This window comes from Enterobacter sp. DN, assembly GCF_046054285.1.
GTDB lineage: Bacteria > Pseudomonadota > Gammaproteobacteria > Enterobacterales > Enterobacteriaceae > Enterobacter > Enterobacter hormaechei_C.
The window spans coordinates 179680-199068 of sequence record NZ_JBJJTG010000005.1 but is presented as its reverse complement, the minus strand read 5'-3'; the positions used below and the strand labels follow the sequence as shown (position 1 = coordinate 199068).

The following is a 19389-nucleotide window of genomic DNA, read 5'->3' as shown; positions in this document are numbered from 1 at the left end:
CGTAAAGAACGGTAAAGCCTGCAACCATGACCTCGTCCTACGGTCTCAATGGCACGTGGTATCGCGAAGTCTGCGCTACCTTCACAGGCTTCACATAGGTTCCACTATTTTGTCTCAATCCAAATTTCAGCGGGCGTTTCTGCACCCGCGCTACTGGTTTACATGGTTCGGCCTTGGCGTGCTTTGGCTGCTGGTTCAACTTCCATATCCCGTGATCCGTTTCCTGGGTTCTAAGCTCGGCAGCGCATCGCGTTACTTTCTTAAGCGTCGTGAATCCATTGCCCGAAAAAATCTCGAACTTTGCTTTCCGCATTACAATGCCCAGCAGCGCGAAACGCTGATTGCGGAAAACTTTAAATCTATCGGTATGGCGCTGCTTGAAACCGGTATGGCCTGGTTCTGGCCAGACGAGCGTGTCCGTAAATGGTTTGACGTGGAAGGCCTGGATAACCTGAAACGTGCCCAGATGCAAAACCGCGGCGTGATGGTTGTGGGTGTGCATTTTATGTCGCTTGAGCTGGGCGGCCGCGTTATGGGTCTTTGTCAGCCAATGATGGCAACCTATCGCCCGCATAACAGCGCGCTGATGGAATGGGTACAAACGCGGGGCCGCATGCGTTCAAATAAGGCGATGATCAGCCGTAACAATCTGCGCGGTATGGTTGGCGCCCTGAAAAAAGGGGAAGCCGTCTGGTTTGCCCCGGACCAGGACTACGGTCCTAAAGGCAGCAGTTTTGCCCCTTTCTTTGCGGTTAAAGATGTCGCTACGACGAACGGTACCTTTGTGATTTCACGTCTCTCAGGCGCCGCGATGTTGACGGTGACCATGGTCAGAAAAGCGGATAAGTCAGGCTATCGTCTGCATATCTCCCCAGAGATGGCGAACTATCCTGAAGATGAGAGTGAAGCCGCGACCTTTATCAATAAGGTGATTGAGTTTGAGATTATGCGTGCACCTGAGCAGTATCTGTGGATGCACCGCCGCTTTAAAACCCGTCCCCTGGGCGAAGCCTCACTCTATATCTGACCCCTGTCGAAGGTTAGTTTCGCTAAGAAACTAACCTTTTCAAACACCTGTAATCGCAGTGCGTAACGGCTTTTTTCGACCGTCGCTCAACAGGCATTTATTGCGTACCGAAATCAAACTGTCGCCGTTCCACGACACTCGTAAGTGTAGGAAATTATTTAAAAAAATGCCTCTTGTCACTCCTGAAATTTAGGCGTACATTAGCGCCGTCTGGCGACAGGAAAGCACAGAATTCAGAGCTGAAGTTAGCGACGTCACGGGATAATTCCGATTTCCCCTTTCGCATGATTTCAACTCTCTATACTCAGTTGGACTCTGTTTTTTTAATGCGTACCGGAAGATACGCGGAGCGATGAAACGTGAAATATTTCTTTATGGGCATTTCGGTTATTGTTTTAGTTTGGGCCGGAACGTTTGCTCTGATGATCTAGTTAAGAAAATGCAGTCAAAAAAACAGGCGCCGTTGGCGCCTGTTTTTTTTGTTGTCCGTTACGACTCGGGTTGTTCCGCAACGCTCTTCGCTGCAAGCAGGCCATCCGCGCGGAACATGCTTTTAATGCCCCGCACTGCCTGACGGATACGGTCGCTGTTTTCAATCAGCGCGAAACGCACGTGCGTGTCACCGTAGTCACCAAAGCCAATGCCTGGAGAGACGCAAACCTTCGCGTCCTGAAGCAGTTTTTTGGCAAATTCCAGAGAACCCATCGCAGCATACGGCTCAGGAATTTTCGCCCAGACGTACATAGAGGCTTTAGGCATTTCCACCATCCAGCCTGCTTCATGAAGCCCTTTTACCAGCACATCTCGGCGGCGTTTATACTGAGCGGCAATATCGAGCACGCATTGCTGATCCCCTTCCAGCGCCGCGATGGCCGCGACCTGTAACGGCGTAAAGGTGCCATAGTCATGGTAGCTTTTAATACGCGCCAGGGCGCTCACCAGCGTTTTGTTTCCCACCATAAAACCAATTCGCCAGCCCGCCATGTTGTAGCTTTTCGACAGGGTGAAAAACTCAACCGCCACATCACGGGCACCCGGTACCTGCATAATTGACGGCGCTTTCCAGCCATCATAAACGATATCGGCGTAGGCGAGATCGTGTACCACCAGCACGTCGTAACGCTTAGCCAGCGCGACCACTTTCTCGAAGAATTCGAGTTCAACGCATTGTGCCGTTGGGTTTGACGGGAAACCGAGGATCATCATTTTCGGCTTCGGATAGCTTTCACGAATCGCCCGTTCCAGCTCGTTAAAGAAGTCGACGCCTTCCACCAGCGGGACAGAACGCACCTGCGCGCCGGCAATCACCGCCCCATAGATGTGAATGGGGTAGCTCGGATTCGGCACCAGTACGGTATCGCCGTGATCCAGCGTCGCCAGCATCAGGTGGGCCAGCCCCTCTTTGGAGCCAATGGTCACAATCGCTTCACTTTCAGGATCGATATCGACCTGATAACGATCCTGATACCAGCGGGAGATCGCCCGACGTAAGCGTGGAATGCCGCGTGAGGTGGAATACCCATGGGTATCAGGACGCTGCGCAACCGTGCAGAGTTTCTCAACGATATGCGGCGGCGTTGGGCCGTCAGGGTTACCCATACTGAAATCGATAATGTCTTCGCCGCGCCGACGCGCAGCCATTTTCAGTTCAGCAGTGATATTGAAAACATAAGGGGGGAGACGATCGATACGCGTAAAACGGCGTTCAGGACTGAATTCAGCCATAGATTCCTCAGAGTCACGTTAGCGCCCGGACCGTCCGAGCGACGCTGCCACCCGTGTGGCGTGCTTAGAAAATAACCTGAAGAAAAAGACGCTGTCGAGAGGATAACGGCAAAACAATATTTTGCGCTAAAACGGGAATGTGATTGCAGTGAAAAGCGGAACTCTTATCGCGAACAGGCAGTTTTAAGCGCTACGATTTAACACAATATTTTCAGTATCGTTACCTGACGTTTCTCCCCAAACGGAAAAGCACCGGCTTTCAGTCAAAAGCCAGCAATCCCCTTTGAGAATTATGGTTTTTCCCCATTTGATAAATCTGATGGATAGCTGGTCATCAGGCCCTATGTTTTCTATCATAGATTTTTCCCGTTTTCCCAGGCCTGACCGTGCACGAAATCTTCAATATGCTCCTGGCGGTGTTCGACCGCGCGGCATTAATGCTGATCTGTCTTTTTTTCCTTATCCGCATCCGCTTGTTCCGCGAACTGTTGCATAAATCTGCCCATTCGCCAAAAGAGCTGCTGGCCGTCACGTTTATCTTTTCGATGTTTGCCCTGTTCAGCACCTGGTCCGGCGTGCCGGTAGAAGGCTCGCTGGTGAACGTGCGCATTATCGCCGTCATGTCGGGCGGGATCCTCTTTGGTCCCTGGGTTGGGATTATCACAGGCATCATCGCCGGCACCCATCGATACCTGATTGATATTGGCGGCGTGACGGCAGTCCCCTGCTTTATCACCAGCATTATTGCCGGGCTGCTCTCGGGCTGGATTAACCGCAAAATCCCGAAAAAGCAGCACTGGCGTGCAGGGATTATCGCGGGGATGGTCTGCGAAACGCTGACCATGATCCTGGTCATCGTCTGGGCGCCAACCGTTGCGCTGGGTCTGGATATCGTCTCGAAGATCGGTATTCCTATGATCCTCGGGAGCGTCTGTATCGGTTTTATCGTGCTGCTGGTGCAAAGCGTGGAGGGCGAAAAAGAGGCCAGCGCCGCGCGTCAGGCCAAGCTGGCGCTGGATATCGCCAACAAGACGCTGCCGCTTTTCCGACACGTTAACGCCGAATCTTTACGTCAGGTTTGCGATATCATCCGCCGTGATATTCACGCCGATGCGGTCGCCATCACCAATATTGACCACGTGCTGGCTTACGTTGGCGTCGGGGAGCACAATTATCGCGACAGCGACGATAACATCAGCCCGACCACCAGACAGGCGATTAACTACGGAAAAATCATCATTAAAAACAATGATGAAGCCCACCGGACGCCAGAGATCCACTCAATGCTGGTGATCCCGCTGTGGGAAAAAGGCGTGGTCACGGGGACGCTGAAAATTTACTACTGCCATGCGCACCAAATCACCTCCTCGCTCCAGGAGATGGCGATTGGCCTGTCGCAGATTATCTCCACTCAACTTGAGGTTTCGCGTGCAGAGCAGCTGCGCGAGATGGCAAATAAGGCAGAGCTGCGCGCCCTGCAAAGCAAGATCAATCCCCATTTCCTGTTTAACGCGCTGAACGCTATCTCCTCTTCCATCCGACTTAATCCGGACACCGCGCGGCAGCTGATCTTTAATCTGTCGCGCTATCTGCGCTACAACATTGAGCTAAAAGACGACGAGCAGATCGACATCAAAAAAGAGCTGTATCAAATCAAGGATTACATCGCCATCGAGCAGGCTCGCTTTGGCGATAAGCTCACGGTCATTTACGATATTGATGAAGAGGTCAGCTGCGTGATCCCAAGTCTGCTGATCCAGCCTCTGGTGGAAAACGCCATTGTTCACGGTATTCAGCCGTGTAAAGGCAAAGGCGTAGTAACGATTAGCGTGACGGAAAGCGGTAACCGCGTGCGTATCGCCGTGCGCGATACCGGGCACGGCATCGATCCTAAAGTCATCGAGCGCGTCAAATCAAACGAAATGCCGGGCAACAAGATCGGACTGCTGAATGTGCATCACCGGGTCAAACTGCTGTACGGTGACGGGCTGCATATTCACCGTCTTGAGCCGGGCACCGAAATTGCCTTTTATGTTCCGAATGAGCGAACGCCCGTGAATGCCCCCATATCCTTGTTGCCGTAGGCCGGAGTAACAGATGAAAGTCATCATCGTAGAAGATGAAATTCTGGCTCAACAGGAGTTGAGCTGGCTTATCAAAACCCACAGCCAGATGGAGATTGTTGGCTGTTTTGAGGATGGTCTGGACGTGCTGAAATTTTTACAGCATAACCGGGTCGACGCGATATTCCTCGATATTAATATTCCGTCGCTGGACGGCGTCCTGCTGGCGCAAAATATCAATCAGTTCGCCCACAAGCCGTTTATTGTGTTTGTCACCGCGTGGAAAGAGCATGCCGTGGAGGCCTTCGAGCTTGAGGCGTTTGACTATATTCTCAAGCCGTACCAGGAGTCGCGTATTATCAGCATGCTGCATAAGCTGGAAGCCGCGTGGCAGCAGCAAGCATTACCCGCCAGTGCCAGCCCGGTAGCGCGGGAAAACGACACGATTAATCTGGTGAAGGACGAACGGATCATCGTCACGCCTGTCGACGATATTTACTATGCCGAAGCGCATGAAAAAATGACGTTTGTCTATACGCGGCGTGAATCCTACGTCATGGCGATGAACATCACCGAATTCTGCAATAAACTCCCGGCCGCTCACTTCTTCCGCTGCCACCGATCGTTCTGCGTCAACCTGAACAAGATCCGCGAAATCGAACCCTGGTTTAATAACACCTATATTTTGCGGCTGAAGGATCTGGATTTCCAGGTGCCGGTAAGCCGCAGCAGGGTGAAAGAGTTCCGCCAGCTCATGCACCTGTAGCGCGTTCCCTCTCCCGCAGGAGAGGGGAATGAGCATCAGAGGATCTGACCGAGTACCTGACGCAGATGCGCGCCGGAGCCCAGTAAGCCTGGGTTGTCGTGGACAATCAGGTAAACAGGAATGTCCTGGACATAGCTTCTGAAGCGGCCTTTGTCTTCGAAGCCGCCACGGAAGCCGGAGGCGGTAAAGAAATCGAGGAAGCGCGGCACGATCCCGCCCGCAATATAGACCCCGCCAAAGGTGCCGAGGTTCAGCGCCAGGTTGCCGCCGAAACGCCCCATGATGACGCAGAACAGCGACAAAGCACGGCGGCAGTCAATACAGCTGTCGGCCAGCGCGCGTTCGGTCACATCTTTAGGTTGCAGATTTTCCGGCAGACGACCGTCTGATTTTACAATCGCCCGATACAGGTTCACCAGGCCCGGGCCAGAAAGCACCCGCTCGGCCGACACGTGACCAATCTCGGCACGTAGCTCCTCAAGAATAATGCCCTCTTCTTCGCTGTTCGGCGCAAAATCCACGTGACCGCCCTCGCCCGGCAGGCTGACCCAGCGTTTGTCGACGTGAACCAGGTGCGCCACCCCCAGACCGGTGCCCGCGCCGTAAACGGCAATCGGTTTGCCTTCAACCGGGGCCGTACCGCCGAACTGAATCAGATGCTCTGGTTTAAGCATTGGGATAGCCATGGAAACCGCAGTGAAGTCATTGATAATCTCAAGGTGCGAGAAGCCGAGGTTTTTCCGCATTTCGGCAATTGAGAAGGCCCACGTGTGGTTGGTCATCGCCACCCAGTCGCCGGTGATCGGACAGGCAATAGCGATACAACCGTCTTCAACGCTCACTTTATGCTCTTCCAGATAGACGCGAACCACCGCTTCCAGGCTTGGGTAATCCAGCCCTGAATAGGTTTTCGCCTGAGAAATTTCACCGCTGTTCACATCGCACAGGGCAAGGCGCGCGTTGGTGCCGCCTACATCACCTACCAAAGCATACTTTGTCATTCTTCTACTGCTCCGCTAAAGTCAGAATAAATCTTTGGGACACTGTAAATTCAAGGCGTGATAACAACAACGACCAGAAGGTGACTGCCCATGGATTATCGATCTTCGTCACATTATAACTTTACCGTTTCAGCACCTTTTGCACTATTGCCACAATGCTGATTGTGCAAAGTAACGTTAAGCCGTTTTGTACAAGGAAATCATCATGCTCCATCCGCGAGCCAGAACCATGCTGTTATTGGCTGTCCCGGCGCTGATTATTGGCGTGGCGTCGAGCCTGGTGCTCATCGTCGCCATGAAAGTGGCGGCGGTGCTGCAAACGATTTTATGGACCGCGCTTCCGGTAAAACTCGGCATCAGCATTGACTCGCCGGGCTGGATCATGATGATGCTGACCCTGACCGGGATTGCCGTAGGGCTGGTGATCCGCTATAGCCCGGGTCATGCCGGGCCGGACCCGGCACTGGAACCCTTGATTGGCGCCCCTGTCTCTCCCTCTGCTCTGCCGGGGCTTATTATCGCGCTGATTATCGGTCTTGCGGGCGGCGTAAGCCTCGGGCCTGAACATCCCATTATGGCGGTTAATATCGCGCTGGCGGTCTTTCTGGGGGCGCGTCTTTTCCCGCGCGTTGGTGCGCTGGACTGGACGATCCTGGCGTCAGCAGGCACCATCGGGGCGCTGTTTGGCACTCCGGTCGCGGCTGCGCTCATTTTTTCGCAAACCCTCAGCAGTGATCATGAAGTACCGCTGTGGGATAAACTCTTCGCGCCGCTAATGGCCGCCGCTGCGGGAGCCCTCACCACCAGCCTGTTTTTCCATCCCCATTTTTCACTCACCATCCCCCACTACGGCCAGATGCAACTCACCGATATTTTCAGCGGTGCCGTCGTCGTCGCGATCGCCATTGCGCTGGGGATGGTCGCGGTGTGGTGTCTCCCTCGCCTGCATCGCCTGATGCACAGGCTGAAGCATCCGGTGCTGATTCTGGGCATGGGGGGTTTTATTCTGGGCGTTTTAGGCGCCATCGGCGGGACGGTTACGCTGTTTAAGGGTCTGGACGAGATGCAGCAGCTGGCCTTCAGCCAGGTCTTTAGCGTCTCCGATTATCTGCTGTTCGCGCTGGTAAAACTGGCGGCGCTGGTGGTCGCTGCGGCCTGTGGTTTCCGGGGAGGTCGTATCTTCCCGGCGGTATTTGTTGGCGTCGCGCTGGGGCTGATGCTGCATGAGCACGTTGACGCTGTCCCTGCGGCGATTACCGTCTCCTGTTCCATTCTGGGGCTGGTACTGGTGGTCACGCGCGATGCGTGGCTGAGCCTGTTTATGGCGGCCGTTGTCGTGCCGGATACCACGCTTCTGCCGCTGCTCTGTATCGTGATGTTGCCCGCCTGGCTCCTGCTGGCGGGCAAACCGATGCTGATGGGATGGCGAAACGACAGGTAATCAGGCGTTATTGCGCGCCTCCAGCGCTTTGGTCAGCGCGCTCAGCAGCGGCGGAATATCGGCTTTCGGCAGCATCACCTCGATCAGCGAAAGCCGCTCATGGTGTGCCACTTTATCCAGCACCTCCGCCAGCGCTTCCGCTTCGCTGACGCGCCAGCACTCTGCCTGAGGCGCCAGGCTCAGCGCCTGCGGGATCTGCGTCCAGTTCCAGAGGGCAATGTCGTTATAGCGCTGCTCCGGCCCGTGGATGGCCCTTTCCACCGTGTATCCTTCGTTGTTAAGCACCAGAATAATCGGGCGCTGCTTGTCGCGCAGCATCGATCCCAGCTCCTGAATGGTCAACTGCGCGGCGCCGTCACCCGTCAGGACAATCACGCGTCGGTTCGGACACGCCGTTTGCGCGCCAAACGCTGCCGCCAGCGTGTAGCCAATCGATCCCCACAACGGCTGGACGATAAAGTTCACGTCCGCGGGTAAACGCAGATCGATAGCGCCGAAAGCAGACGTTCCCTGGTCAGCCAGAATAATGTCTCCGGGGCGGATAAACGTTTGCAGGGTACGCCAGAAGCTCTCCTGAGTCAGCGCCCCTTCAATAGTCGGGAACGAAAAGCCGCTGTGATCCAATGGCATTCGCGTATCATGAACATAGGTTTTACACAGCGCTGTCAGCGTTTCAATGGCCTCCCTCATCGGGATACCCGTAAACCAGACGTCGCCGACGCGGGACGCGTGTGGCTGAACCTCTATCGTCTGGTCTGGCGTCAGCTGGTGGGTAAACCCGGCAGTGAGCGTATCGGTAAAGCGCGTGCCAATACACAGCACCGTATCAGCCCCCTCGATGGCCTCTTTGACCGGCGCGGCGCTCGCCGATCCGCTGTAGGTGCCGTAAAAACCGCTCTGTCGTTCGTCAAAAATGCCCTTACCCATCAGCATGGTGGCGTGTGCCATCGGCACCTCTTTCACCCACGTCTGAAGGGCCGTGCGCAGACCATGGCGGAGTACGAGGAAGTCCGCTAACAGCGCGGTGCGTTTGCTCGTGGACAAGCGCTTTTCGGCAGCCTCACGGAACGCCTGCAAGCAGGCTGAATCAGCTGGAGCGGGGTTAACAGTGAGAGCGCTTACAGGGGGCGTAGCGGCTTTTTTCGCCACATCAGCGGGCAGCATCAGGTAGCCCGGACGGCGCTCCCGCAGCATAGTGGTCAGGACTCTGTCAATTTCATAGCAGGCGTTTTGTTCGGTAAGCACCGCCTGTGCAACGGTGATGGGTTCGCTCATATGATAGAAATGGCGGAACTCGCCGTCGCCCAACGTATGGTGCAATAACTCTCCTCGCTGCTGCGCCGCCATACCCGGGGCCCCCACAATATGGAGGACGGGAACATGTTCAGCAAAGCTGCCCGCCACACCGTTCATGGCGCTTAACTCCCCAACGCCGAATGTCGTCAGGAGCGCGGCAAAGCCCTTACAGCGGGCATAGCCGTCTGCGGCGTAAGACGCGTTCAGTTCATTGGCACAGCCCACCCAGCAGATGTCCGGGCTGTCTATCACGTGATCGAGAAATTGCAGGTTATAGTCGCCTGGCACGCCAAACAGATGATCGGCACCACAATCTGTTAGTCGGTCCAGCAGGTAATCGGCGACGCAATAGGGGGTACGCATATTATAAGTGTCCTTCTGACGTTGACCTCACTCTGAGTATTAAATAAGCGTGAAGCGTGTCCAGAATTGGCGACAATCAGGGTCTGGAAAGAATGCTTTACGAAAAAAGCTGAGCTATGCTCATTTTCTTCAGGTTAGTGTAAACGTATACACTGATGTTTCTTTCCAGCGCCAGAGGTCTCGCCAATGGGTTATCAGCCTGACAAAAATCGTTATCAGACAATGCAATATCGCCGCTGTGGGCAAAGCGGCCTTAAGCTTCCCGCCATCTCGCTGGGGCTTTGGCATAATTTTGGCGACGCGACGTTACTCGAAAACAGCCGTCAACTTTTACAGCGTGCTTTCGATTTGGGTATTACGCATTTTGACCTTGCCAATAATTACGGCCCGCCTCCTGGTTCGGCCGAACGTAATTTCGGGCGCATTTTGCAGGAGGATTTCCTGCCCTGGCGCGATGAGCTAATCATCTCCACCAAAGCGGGCTACACCATGTGGGACGGGCCTTACGGCGACTGGGGCTCACGTAAATATCTGATCGCCAGCCTGGACCAGAGCCTCAGGCGTATGGGGCTGGAGTATGTCGATATTTTCTATCACCACCGCCCGGATCCACAAACGCCGCTACGTGAAACCATGAAAGCGCTTGACCATGTGGTGCGTCAGGGCAAGGCGCTGTACATCGGTCTGTCCAACTACCCGGCAGAAGTGGCAAGGCAGGCGATTGAAATACTGGAGGATCTGGGCACGCCATGTCTGATCCACCAGCCGAAGTACTCCATGTTTGAACGTGCGCCTGAAGAGGGGTTGCTGGACGTGTTGCAGCAAAAAGGGGTGGGATGTATCCCCTTCTCCCCCCTGGCGGGCGGACAGTTGACCGATCGCTATCTGAACGGTATCCCGGCGGATTCTCGCGCAGCAAGCGGCAGTAAGTTCCTTAACCCGGAGCAGATCACCGACAAAAAGCTGGAAAAGGTACGCAAGCTGAATGCGCTGGCGGAAAACCGGGGGCAAAAGCTATCGCAAATGGCACTGGCCTGGATCCTGCGCCACGATGCGGTGACATCCGTGCTCATCGGCGCAAGCAAGACCGGACAAATTGAAGATGCAGCAGGCGTGCTTGAGAATTGTCGGTTCACGGCAGAAGAGCTGAAGACGATAGATACGATCCTGTCCAGTTCAGATTAAAAACACTTTTAGCAAAAAGTGCTCTCGTTCATGATTTAGGAGTTGAGGCGATGAAACGAATGTTTACCAACTCGTAAAATTGCGTTAACAGGTCGCACAGCGGCCCCGATCGTGAAGGAGAAGAGTATGTTCAGGTCACTGATTCTTGCAGCGGTATTACTGGCTTCGGCCCCGCTGGTCGCCAGTGCGGGCGAAATCACCCTGTTGCCATCGATTAAATTACAAATTGGCGATCGTGATGACTACGGCAGATACTGGGACGGTGGCTACTGGCGCGACCGTGACTACTGGCACCGCCATTATGAATGGCGTCAAAACCGCTGGTGGAAACACGATAACGGCTATCACCGTGGCTGGGATAAGCGTAAGGCTTACGAACGCGGCTACCGCGAGGGCTGGAACGATCGTGACGACCGCCGTGGCGGATGGGGTCACGGAAAAGGCAGAGGCCACGGTCACGGCCATCACCATTAACAATAAAAAGGAGCCTTCCGGCTCCTTTTTCTTTTACAGGCCTGCGGCTGTGCCTATCAGCAACCACAAGTTTAACGCCACCACCACGACCACAATGGCCCACCCGGCGCGCTTCACCCACGTCGAATTCACCAGATCGCCCATCAGCGATTTATTACTGGTGAAGATCAGCAGCGGCACCAGCGCCAGCGCAATTCCGAAACTCAACAATACCTGACTCATCACCAGAATGCGGGTCGGATCCAGCCCCATCAGGATCACAACAAAGGATGGCAGCATCGTGACCGAGCGGCGAACCCACAGCGGAATATGGAAACGTACGAACCCCTGCATCACCACCTGCCCGGCCAGTGTCCCCACAACCGTAGATGAAAGACCCGCAGCAACCAGGCTTAAACCAAAAATAGTGGCAGCGGCATGGCTCAGTAGCGGCTCCAGCGTCAGGTAAGCCTGGTCGAGATCGGCAACCCCGGTATGCCCGTTAAAGTGGAACGCAGCGGCGGCGGTCGCCATCATCGCCAGATTCACAAATCCGGCAATGGTCATCGCGATAGTCACATCCCATTTCGAGGCGGAGTAGCGCTCTTTACTCGTCCCGCCATGCAGATTCTGGGTTAATGAAGAGTGCAGATAAATGACGTGCGGCATGATGGTCGCCCCCAGCACCCCGGCAGCCAGAAAAACGGCTTCAGAAGTGGGTAACGACGGGATCACCATCCCTTTCGTCAGCTGCGCCAGATTCGGCTGGGAGAAAATCAGCTCAACAATATAGGCGGCAGCGACGAACAGCAGCAGGCCGCCGATGACTTTCTCCAGCGGTTTTTGCCCCCGCCGCTGGAGCATCAGAATCAGGAAAGTGGCGATACCGGTCAGCACCGCCCCCTGAAGCAGGGAGACGCCCAGGATAAGCTTAAAGCCGATCGCCGCCCCGATAAACTCGGCGAGATCGGTGGCCATGGCGATAATTTCCGCCTGAACCCAGTAAAACCAAACTGCCGGACGTGGATAATGATCGCGGATTTGCTCCGCCAGGTTTTTTCCGGTAGCAATACCCAGCTTCGCGGAGAGCATCTGAATCAGCATCGCCATCAGATTGGCCCATACCACAACCCACAGCAGTTTATAGCCGAAACTGGCCCCGGCCTGAATGTTGGTCGCAAAATTACCCGGATCGATGTAGCCAATCGCGGCAATGAATGCCGGTCCCATTAATGCGAACCGCAGCTTGCGTGCCGCTCTGCCGCTGCTACTCTCTACGCGACTATTCGTCATTTCTGCCTCTGGAAATATAGCCTTTGCTATGTTTTATGCTATCAAAATGAGAATGATTATCAAGTTCATTTGTAACGGTTAACATGATTTCTCTGATAGTCAGGAACGATAGACAGGCAGGTGGAGCAAGGTCACAGAATGTGAAAATGCGCAGACATTTGTGAAGCGTAGCACACAAACTTAACTTTTCACTCATTTACCTAACATAACAAAAATGTCTTGTTGATCACTATTTTTGAGACTCGTCACAGGATGTAACTATAGTGTGGGCTTGATCTCGTTTTCTTTGTGCTTGTTACATAGAATGTGCACGGAAATTAAACCTGCCTCATATTTGGAGCAAATATGGACCGCGTCCTTCATTTTGTCCTGGCACTCGTTGTCGTTACTGCACTTGCATTGCTGGTCAGCACAGACCGCAAAAAAATTCGTATTCGCTATGTTGTCCAACTGCTGGTCATTGAAGTTTTACTTGCGTGGTTCTTCCTGAACTCCAACGTAGGCCTGGGCTTCGTGAAAGGCTTCTCCGAAATGTTCGAAAAACTGCTCGGATTTGCCAACGAAGGGACAAACTTCGTCTTTGGCAGCATGAACGATCAGGGTCTGGCCTTCTTCTTCCTGAAGGTGCTCTGCCCTATCGTCTTCATCTCTGCCCTGATCGGTATCCTTCAGCACATCCGCGTTCTGCCGGTGGTTATCCGTGCGATCGGCTTCCTGTTATCGAAAGTTAACGGCATGGGCAAACTGGAATCCTTTAACGCAGTCAGCTCGCTGATCCTGGGTCAGTCTGAGAACTTCATTGCGTATAAAGATATTCTCGGCAAGATGTCCCGTAACCGCATGTACACCATGGCGGCAACCGCAATGTCTACCGTTTCCATGTCTATCGTGGGCGCGTATATGACCATGCTGGAACCAAAATATGTAGTTGCGGCGCTGGTTCTGAACATGTTCAGCACCTTTATCGTGCTTTCGCTGATTAACCCGTACCGCGTGGATGCCAGCGAAGAGAACATTCAGATGTCAAACCTGCACGAGGGACAGAGCTTCTTCGAAATGCTGGGTGAATACATTCTGGCGGGTTTCAAGGTTGCAATTATCGTCGCCGCAATGCTGATTGGCTTTATCGCGCTGATCGCTGCGCTGAACGCCCTGTTTGCGGCCGTACTCGGTATCTCCTTCCAGGGTATTCTGGGCTACATCTTCTACCCGATTGCCTGGGTGATGGGCGTGCCCGCTCACGAAGCGTTGCAGGTGGGCAGTATCATGGCAACGAAACTGGTTTCCAATGAGTTCGTGGCGATGATGGATCTCCAGAAGATTGCCAGCACACTCTCCCCTCGTGCGGAAGGGATCCTGTCCGTCTTCCTGGTCTCCTTCGCGAACTTCTCTTCCATCGGTATTATCGCTGGTGCGATTAAAGGACTGAACGAAGAGCAAGGTAACGTCGTTTCTCGCTTTGGCCTGAAGCTGGTTTACGGTTCAACGCTGGTGAGCGTCCTGTCTGCCTCTATCGCAGCACTGGTTCTGTAATTCATACCGCGTAATAAAAACCGGGAGTCCTCGCTCCCGGTTTTTTTATGCCTCCAGCGCCGTCAGGGGCAGTGGTTTACCAATCAAATAGCCCTGCAAATAGTCCACGCCAAATCGCAGCAACATCTCGCGTTGTTCAGCCGATTCCACATATTCAGCCACCACACAAAGCGATTTCGTTTTGGCCATGTTGCAAATGGACTGCACGATCATCGCATCCATGCTGTCGGTGCAGATATCTTTCACGAAGCAGCCATCGATCTTAATGATATCGGCCTCCAGCCGCTTCAGGCGCTCAAAGTTGGCATAGCCGGTACCAAAGTCATCAATAGCAATCCGGAAGCCGTAATCCCGCAGCTGCTGGATATTGTTGATGCTGCTTCCCGAGTCAGAGAAAGCCTGTTCCTCGGTGATCTCAATGACGATATCTTGCGGCGCAATGGCGTAGCGTTCAAAAAGCGCGATGATCTCAGCCGCAATCTCATTTTGCATCAGCGTCAGCGGCATCAGATTTACGGAGAACCGCGTTCCGGCCCGTTCGGACGGATGGCTGCGCATCCACATCAGCAATTTTTCCACCACGTTCAGGTCAAATCGGTGGCTCAGGTTAAACTGAGCAATCAGCGGAATAAAGCGATCAGGCGTGATGATCTCACCCTCGCTTTCAAGCCTTGAGAGGATTTCAAAGTACCCTTCCCCACGCGCGTTATGGATTGGCTGGGCGTAAAGGTGAAGCCCACCGATATCAAGGGCGCGTTTTATGCGGGCCAGCATCAGCACTCTGTCCGTCGTCTGACCGGAGACATCATCCAGACTGTTGGTTAACGCCAGGACGTTGTGCCCGGCACAGGACTGCTCGGAGAGCCAGCTCAGCTGACCCAGCGTGTGATGCAGGCTTTCTCCATCCGGCACTTCACCCCAGGAGGCGCCAAACTCGATGTCGAGCTCAGTCTTGTTCCAGATAATCTTACGGCTGTTCAGATGATCAACCATATATTGCAGACGTTCAGCCGTGCCCGGACCCAGCAAGACCACTACCAGCTCACTGCCCGGCAACTGGAAGAGCTTCTCGTCTTTTTGCAATAACGGTTGCAGCGACGCGGTTATCATCTTTTTACAATGTACACGCATGAGGATGCCGTAGTGACGGCTCAGGAATTCGAGATTATCCAGGCGCAGGCAGCAGACTTTGGCCTCGGGATGGTGCTGTAAAAACACTTCCAGCGCACGAATGTTAGGCAGACCGGTGAGCGGATCGGTAAGCGCCCTCTCCTGCCACCCCTGTTTCAGCCATTCACTTTTCTGATAGATCCGCGACATGTAAAGCAGGCAGATGGCGAAAGAGATCAGCACCGACAGGATAAAGGAGAGCGAGTGGCCCGATTCAACGCCATTAAGAAAATTATAATTATAGGTCAACAGCATGAGCGCCGAGGCCGCCCAGAATAAAGAGATGAGCGCATAGCTCAGACGACCAATCCCCAGGGTGAAAAGAATGAAAACGATTGGCATCAAATAACCCGCAATAAACTGCGACTCAAAAGGCGCGCATAAAATAGCGATCATCGAGATCAACAGCATCAGCCACACAACGATAAATAACGCTTTTTTGTGACAAAAGAGGGGCTTCACGCTTCGCCGCCAGAATGTTCGGGCATAGCGAGGATTAATAATCATTCTTAACGGATAATAGAACATCATGGTGAAAATCAGGGCGGCACAAATCAGACTCTGAATATCGATAACGTTATAAATTGCAGAGCCTTCGCCGAAATAGGAGGAGATTGTCACCGGGAAATCAAATAAATATCCCGCCAGATACATCGATAATTTGATGCCCACAGGCACCATAAATCCGAGCCAGAAAATACGTATGCCAATGTACTTATTCGGTATGCTGTGTCGCCAGCGCTTGCCCAGCACCAGACGGATGACGCCACAGGCGGCGAAGACGGTAAACGTCTGACAACATAATAATACGGCAGATTGTAGTGGTGCTAAATCAAGATTATAAATATTAGTAATACTAAAACTTAACAGCAAAGGAATGATTGCCCGTCGTCCAAATAACAACACGATGGCGAGCATGGAGCTTAAGGGCAACCACGCCAGATAAACATCATTTTCGCTGACGATGGCCCGTGGAGAGATATAACGAGAAAAAGGAATCGCAATCAGGCTTAGCGCCAGGGCAATCATAAATATCTTTACATTATTGTAAATTTTTCTATTCATTAATCCGGATAATCTATTTTACCATCGTCTCATTGACCGCATGGATAATAGGTTTATTAATAACACGAATCAAGTTCAGGTCTATTTATAGACTTGTTTATTGATTTGGATTGAGGTGAGGTGTAGAAAACGACGTTAATTGCAACAAAAACAGTCTAAAATATTTTACAAGATATAAAAAAACCCCCGTCTTGCGACGAGGGTTTAAATTTTGGTGGAGCTAAGCGGGATCGAACCGCTGACCTCTTGCATGCCATGCAAGCGCTCTCCCAGCTGAGCTATAGCCCCACATGTTACTTTACCTACCGCACTCTGTTGGGTTCAGAGTTTGGTGGAGCTAAGCGGGATCGAACCGCTGACCTCCTGCATGCCATGCAGGCGCTCTCCCAGCTGAGCTATAGCCCCGTCGTAAAGCTGTCATGTTGACGGGCGGCATAATATGAATTCCGCCGCAGAGTGTCAACGGCAAATTCAGCCTCCGCCTTTCAATCGCCGAAAAATCATGCAAATGAATCACTTTGCGAGCCTGCTCGCAGCCAGGAGTTAAGCTTGTCACGTTTTCACGTAAAACGGTGCTATAAAATGAACCACTAATTAACCCCACAGATATTCAGGAAATTGTATGATCAAGGAACGAATGACGCCAGAAGAGTTAGCCCTGCTCACTGGCTATAGCCGACAGACCATCAATAAATGGGTACGCAAAGAGGGTTGGATTACATCGCCAAAGCCAGGCGTTCAGGGTGGCAAAGCGCGTCTGGTACACGTCAATGAAAAAGTGCGCGACTTTATTCGCAGCGCGCGCAGGGCAACAGAGACGCCGGAACTGCCAGATAAGGTGTACCACGAGGGCTCGCTTCATGCCCTGCTTCTGACGCTGGCGAATGAAATGACGCCGGAAGAGCAAAAGCAGATGACATCGCTGTTACTGCGGGAAGGGATTACCGGCTTGTTACAACGTTTAGGGATTCGCGACCAACGCTGATATGAAAAGATTACGCAGCAAAATGACCACGGAAGAGCTGGCGGACAGTCTGGGCGTAGCCCGACAAACCGTTAATCGCTGGATACGACAGAAGGGATGGAAAACGGAGGGTATCAACGGTGTAAAAGGCGGAAGAGCGAGGGTGATATGTATTGATGCGCACGTTAAGGAGCACATCATTAGTCTTCCCGCCATTCGTAACCGTCGGGCTGTTTACCATGTGGCGGAAAGCCCTTCCCACTACGGCGTGGCAACCTCATCCAGCCTGCTTCCACAAATTATCGACTCGCTGGAAAACATGACGACTGTCGAACAGGAACGTTTGCACAAGTTGCTCGCTCGTGAAGGGTTGCAGGGTTTTCTCACGCGTCTTGGTATTGCTGAATAACAGGCATAAAAAACGGCAGGGTAACCTGCCGTTTTTTATATTACACGAGTATTACTGCTGGCTTTCACGCTCAGCAATAAAGCCCAGCGCTTTGTTGATACGCGCAACGCTACGTGATTTGCCGATGGCATGAACGGTCACGTCCAGCGCCGGAGACTGGCCTGCCCCCGTCACCGCAACGCGCAGCGGCATACCGACTTTACCCATGCCAATTTCCAGCTCATCAGCGGTAGCCTGAATCGCGTGGTGAACATTTTCCGCAGTCCATTCGGTAATGGCTTCGAGTTTATCACGCACCACTTCCAGCGGCTGACGCGCAACCGGACGCAGGTGTTTCTTGGCCGCGTCGGCGTCGAACGCGTCAAACTCTTCATAGAAGTAACGGCAGCTTTCAGCAATTTCTTTCAGCGTTTTGCAACGCTCGCCAAGCAGCTTCACCAGATCCGCCAGTTCAGGGCCCGTACGGGTATCGATGTTTGCCTGTTCAATGTGCCATTGCAGATAAGTCGCCACATATTCTGGCTGCATGGTATTGATGTAGTGATGGTTCAGCCACAGCAGTTTATCAGTGTTGAACGCGCTGGCTGATTTGCTGACCGAGTTCAGAGAGAACAGCTCGATCATCTCTTCGCGGCTGAAGATCTCCTGGTCACCATGAGCCCAGCCCAGACGCACCAGGTAGTTCAGCAGCGCTTCCGGCAGATAGCCGTCATCACGGTACTGCATCACGCTCACCGCGCCATGACGTTTGGACAGCTTTTTACCGTCGTCACCGTTGATCATTGATACGTGCGCATACACCGGTACAGGCGCGTTCAGCGCTTTCAGAATGTTGATCTGACGCGGGGTGTTATTGATATGGTCTTCACCACGGATCACGTGAGTGATTTCCATATCCCAGTCGTCCACAACTACGCAGAAGTTATAGGTTGGCGATCCGTCAGTACGACGAATGATAAGGTCATCCAGCTCCTGGTTGCTGAATTCGATCGGGCCACGGATCTGGTCATCAAAGATGACAGAGCCATCCTGTGGGTTAGCAAAACGCACTACGCAAGGCTCATCCGCAGCATGCTCGCTGTGGTCATGGCGGCAACGACCGTCATAACGCGGTTTTTCGCCTTTTGCCATTTGCTCTTCACGCAGCGCATCCAGACGCTCCCTGGAGCAGTAGCACTTATAGGCCGTGCCTGCCACCAGCATCTCGTCAATTACGGCGTTATAGCGGTCAAAACGTTTGGTCTGGAAGTATGGGCCTTCGTCCCACGCCAGATTCAGCCAGTTCATCCCATCCATAATGGCTTCAATTGCTTCCGGCGTTGAGCGCTCCAGATCGGTGTCTTCAATACGCAGCACAAACTCACCGTTGTTGTGACGTGCGAAAAGCCAGGAGTAGAGAGCGGTACGTGCACCACCGACATGCAGATAGCCTGTCGGGCTCGGCGCGAAGCGAGTTTTGATTTTCATGAAATGGCCTTACGTTATAAAGATGCCGGTAATCGGCAAATTCCGGGAAGAAAACAATGGGCAATATTCTATCACTGTGGGCCGATTCCTCAATGTCGATCACTTTATCCGGTTCGAGATTGCTGTTTTTGTTTATAAATCATGCGCCACAGTCCGTTTTGCGATCGT

The 19389-nt window shown here is 53.1% G+C and carries 16 protein-coding genes and 2 tRNA genes; 10 read left to right on the top strand and 8 right to left on the bottom strand.

The annotated features are described in order from the left end of the window. The first annotated feature begins 106 nt into the window (after positions 1–106). Positions 107–1027 (top strand): kdo(2)-lipid IV(A) palmitoleoyltransferase, encoded by a 921-nt coding sequence (gene lpxP, locus ACJTMZ_RS14090; protein WP_026080619.1) that lies wholly within the window; start codon positions 107–109, stop codon positions 1025–1027. Between the two features lie 359 nt (positions 1028–1386). Next, entirely contained in the window at positions 1387–1458 is a 72-nt protein-coding gene (ypdK, locus tag ACJTMZ_RS14085; RefSeq protein ID WP_099458937.1) for a membrane protein YpdK, read from the top strand. A gap of 58 nt (positions 1459–1516) precedes the next feature. Here ypdK and alaC read toward each other — a convergent pair whose 3' ends face one another. Then, a complete protein-coding gene (gene alaC / locus ACJTMZ_RS14080; protein WP_017383460.1) occupies positions 1517–2752 on the bottom strand; it encodes an alanine transaminase in 1236 nt (411 codons plus the stop codon). A 386-nt stretch (positions 2753–3138) separates the two neighbouring features. On the opposite strand from alaC, the gene ACJTMZ_RS14075 reads away from it, so the two are divergent. Both ACJTMZ_RS14075 and ACJTMZ_RS14070 read left to right on the top strand, forming a co-directional pair. Beyond that, a complete protein-coding gene (locus ACJTMZ_RS14075) occupies positions 3139–4836 on the top strand; it encodes a LytS/YhcK type 5TM receptor domain-containing protein (protein WP_252010717.1) in 1698 nt (565 codons plus the stop codon). 13 nt (positions 4837–4849) lie between these two features. Further along, positions 4850–5581: a LytTR family DNA-binding domain-containing protein gene (locus ACJTMZ_RS14070; protein WP_017383462.1), complete on the top strand. Its 732-nt coding sequence runs from the start codon at positions 4850–4852 to the stop codon at positions 5579–5581. A 35-nt stretch (positions 5582–5616) separates the two neighbouring features. Here the strand turns inward: ACJTMZ_RS14070 and glk are convergent, their stop codons facing one another. Then, complete coding sequence (glk, locus tag ACJTMZ_RS14065) at positions 5617–6582, bottom strand: glucokinase (protein ID WP_003861352.1); 966 nt, start codon at positions 6580–6582, stop codon at positions 5617–5619. A gap of 205 nt (positions 6583–6787) precedes the next feature. Here glk and ACJTMZ_RS14060 point away from each other — a divergent pair, with 205 nt between their 5' ends. Beyond that, entirely contained in the window at positions 6788–8023 is a 1236-nt protein-coding gene (locus tag ACJTMZ_RS14060) for an ion channel protein (protein ID WP_408626937.1), read from the top strand. Here the strand turns inward: ACJTMZ_RS14060 and ipdC are convergent, their stop codons facing one another. Beyond that, complete coding sequence (gene ipdC / locus ACJTMZ_RS14055; protein WP_252010719.1) at positions 8024–9682, bottom strand: indolepyruvate decarboxylase; 1659 nt, start codon at positions 9680–9682, stop codon at positions 8024–8026. A gap of 186 nt (positions 9683–9868) precedes the next feature. Between ipdC and mgrA the strand changes: the two genes are divergently transcribed. Further along, on the top strand, positions 9869–10867 hold the full coding sequence (mgrA, locus tag ACJTMZ_RS14050; RefSeq protein ID WP_252010720.1) for an L-glyceraldehyde 3-phosphate reductase: 999 nt from the start codon (positions 9869–9871) through the stop codon (positions 10865–10867). A gap of 126 nt (positions 10868–10993) precedes the next feature. Beyond that, a complete protein-coding gene (locus ACJTMZ_RS14045; protein ID WP_015572233.1) occupies positions 10994–11341 on the top strand; it encodes a DUF2502 domain-containing protein in 348 nt (115 codons plus the stop codon). A gap of 33 nt (positions 11342–11374) precedes the next feature. Here ACJTMZ_RS14045 and ACJTMZ_RS14040 read toward each other — a convergent pair whose 3' ends face one another. Further along, positions 11375–12613: an Nramp family divalent metal transporter gene (locus tag ACJTMZ_RS14040; protein WP_017383466.1), complete on the bottom strand. Its 1239-nt coding sequence runs from the start codon at positions 12611–12613 to the stop codon at positions 11375–11377. 345 nt (positions 12614–12958) lie between these two features. Here ACJTMZ_RS14040 and nupC point away from each other — a divergent pair, with 345 nt between their 5' ends. Beyond that, positions 12959–14146 carry a nucleoside permease NupC gene (nupC, locus tag ACJTMZ_RS14035; protein WP_006811440.1) on the top strand — a complete coding sequence of 396 codons (1188 nt, stop codon included), beginning with the start codon at positions 12959–12961 and terminating at the stop codon, positions 14144–14146. Positions 14147–14191: 45 nt separating this feature from the next. Here the strand turns inward: nupC and ACJTMZ_RS14030 are convergent, their stop codons facing one another. From ACJTMZ_RS14030 to ACJTMZ_RS14020, 3 genes are all read right to left on the bottom strand, one after another. After that, positions 14192–16381 carry an EAL domain-containing protein gene (locus ACJTMZ_RS14030; protein WP_252010721.1) on the bottom strand — a complete coding sequence of 730 codons (2190 nt, stop codon included), beginning with the start codon at positions 16379–16381 and terminating at the stop codon, positions 14192–14194. A gap of 212 nt (positions 16382–16593) precedes the next feature. Further along, a tRNA-Ala gene (locus ACJTMZ_RS14025) sits at positions 16594–16669 on the bottom strand. A 41-nt stretch (positions 16670–16710) separates the two neighbouring features. Continuing rightward, positions 16711–16786 (bottom strand) — tRNA-Ala (locus ACJTMZ_RS14020). Positions 16787–17003: 217 nt separating this feature from the next. Between ACJTMZ_RS14020 and ACJTMZ_RS14015 the strand changes: the two genes are divergently transcribed. Together ACJTMZ_RS14015 and ACJTMZ_RS14010 are read left to right on the top strand one after the other, a co-directional pair. Next, entirely contained in the window at positions 17004–17366 is a 363-nt protein-coding gene (locus ACJTMZ_RS14015) for a YfeC-like transcriptional regulator (protein ID WP_108394069.1), read from the top strand. A gap of 1 nt (position 17367) precedes the next feature. Beyond that, complete coding sequence (locus tag ACJTMZ_RS14010; RefSeq protein ID WP_017383469.1) at positions 17368–17754, top strand: YfeC-like transcriptional regulator; 387 nt, start codon at positions 17368–17370, stop codon at positions 17752–17754. A gap of 51 nt (positions 17755–17805) precedes the next feature. On the opposite strand, the gene gltX is transcribed toward ACJTMZ_RS14010, so the two are convergent. Beyond that, positions 17806–19221: a glutamate--tRNA ligase gene (gene gltX / locus ACJTMZ_RS14005; protein WP_015572231.1), complete on the bottom strand. Its 1416-nt coding sequence runs from the start codon at positions 19219–19221 to the stop codon at positions 17806–17808. Positions 19222–19389: the final 168 nt, after the last annotated feature.

What these genes read in the sequence shown, in the direction of transcription:
- alaC (WP_017383460.1), bottom strand. Translation starts at nt 2,752, where the DNA reads ATGGCTGAATTCAGTCCTGAACGCCGTTTTACGCGTATCGATCGTCTC.
- ACJTMZ_RS14070 (WP_017383462.1), top strand. Translation starts at nt 4,850, where the DNA reads ATGAAAGTCATCATCGTAGAAGATGAAATTCTGGCTCAACAGGAGTTG.
- glk (WP_003861352.1), bottom strand. Translation starts at nt 6,582, where the DNA reads ATGACAAAGTATGCTTTGGTAGGTGATGTAGGCGGCACCAACGCGCGC.
- ACJTMZ_RS14060 (WP_408626937.1), top strand. Translation starts at nt 6,788, where the DNA reads ATGCTCCATCCGCGAGCCAGAACCATGCTGTTATTGGCTGTCCCGGCG.
- ipdC (WP_252010719.1), bottom strand. Translation starts at nt 9,682, where the DNA reads ATGCGTACCCCCTATTGCGTCGCCGATTACCTGCTGGACCGACTAACA.
- mgrA (WP_252010720.1), top strand. Translation starts at nt 9,869, where the DNA reads ATGGGTTATCAGCCTGACAAAAATCGTTATCAGACAATGCAATATCGC.
- ACJTMZ_RS14045 (WP_015572233.1), top strand. Translation starts at nt 10,994, where the DNA reads ATGTTCAGGTCACTGATTCTTGCAGCGGTATTACTGGCTTCGGCCCCG.
- ACJTMZ_RS14040 (WP_017383466.1), bottom strand. Translation starts at nt 12,613, where the DNA reads ATGACGAATAGTCGCGTAGAGAGTAGCAGCGGCAGAGCGGCACGCAAG.
- nupC (WP_006811440.1), top strand. Translation starts at nt 12,959, where the DNA reads ATGGACCGCGTCCTTCATTTTGTCCTGGCACTCGTTGTCGTTACTGCA.
- ACJTMZ_RS14030 (WP_252010721.1), bottom strand. Translation starts at nt 16,381, where the DNA reads ATGAATAGAAAAATTTACAATAATGTAAAGATATTTATGATTGCCCTG.
- ACJTMZ_RS14015 (WP_108394069.1), top strand. Translation starts at nt 17,004, where the DNA reads ATGATCAAGGAACGAATGACGCCAGAAGAGTTAGCCCTGCTCACTGGC.
- ACJTMZ_RS14010 (WP_017383469.1), top strand. Translation starts at nt 17,368, where the DNA reads ATGAAAAGATTACGCAGCAAAATGACCACGGAAGAGCTGGCGGACAGT.
- gltX (WP_015572231.1), bottom strand. Translation starts at nt 19,221, where the DNA reads ATGAAAATCAAAACTCGCTTCGCGCCGAGCCCGACAGGCTATCTGCAT.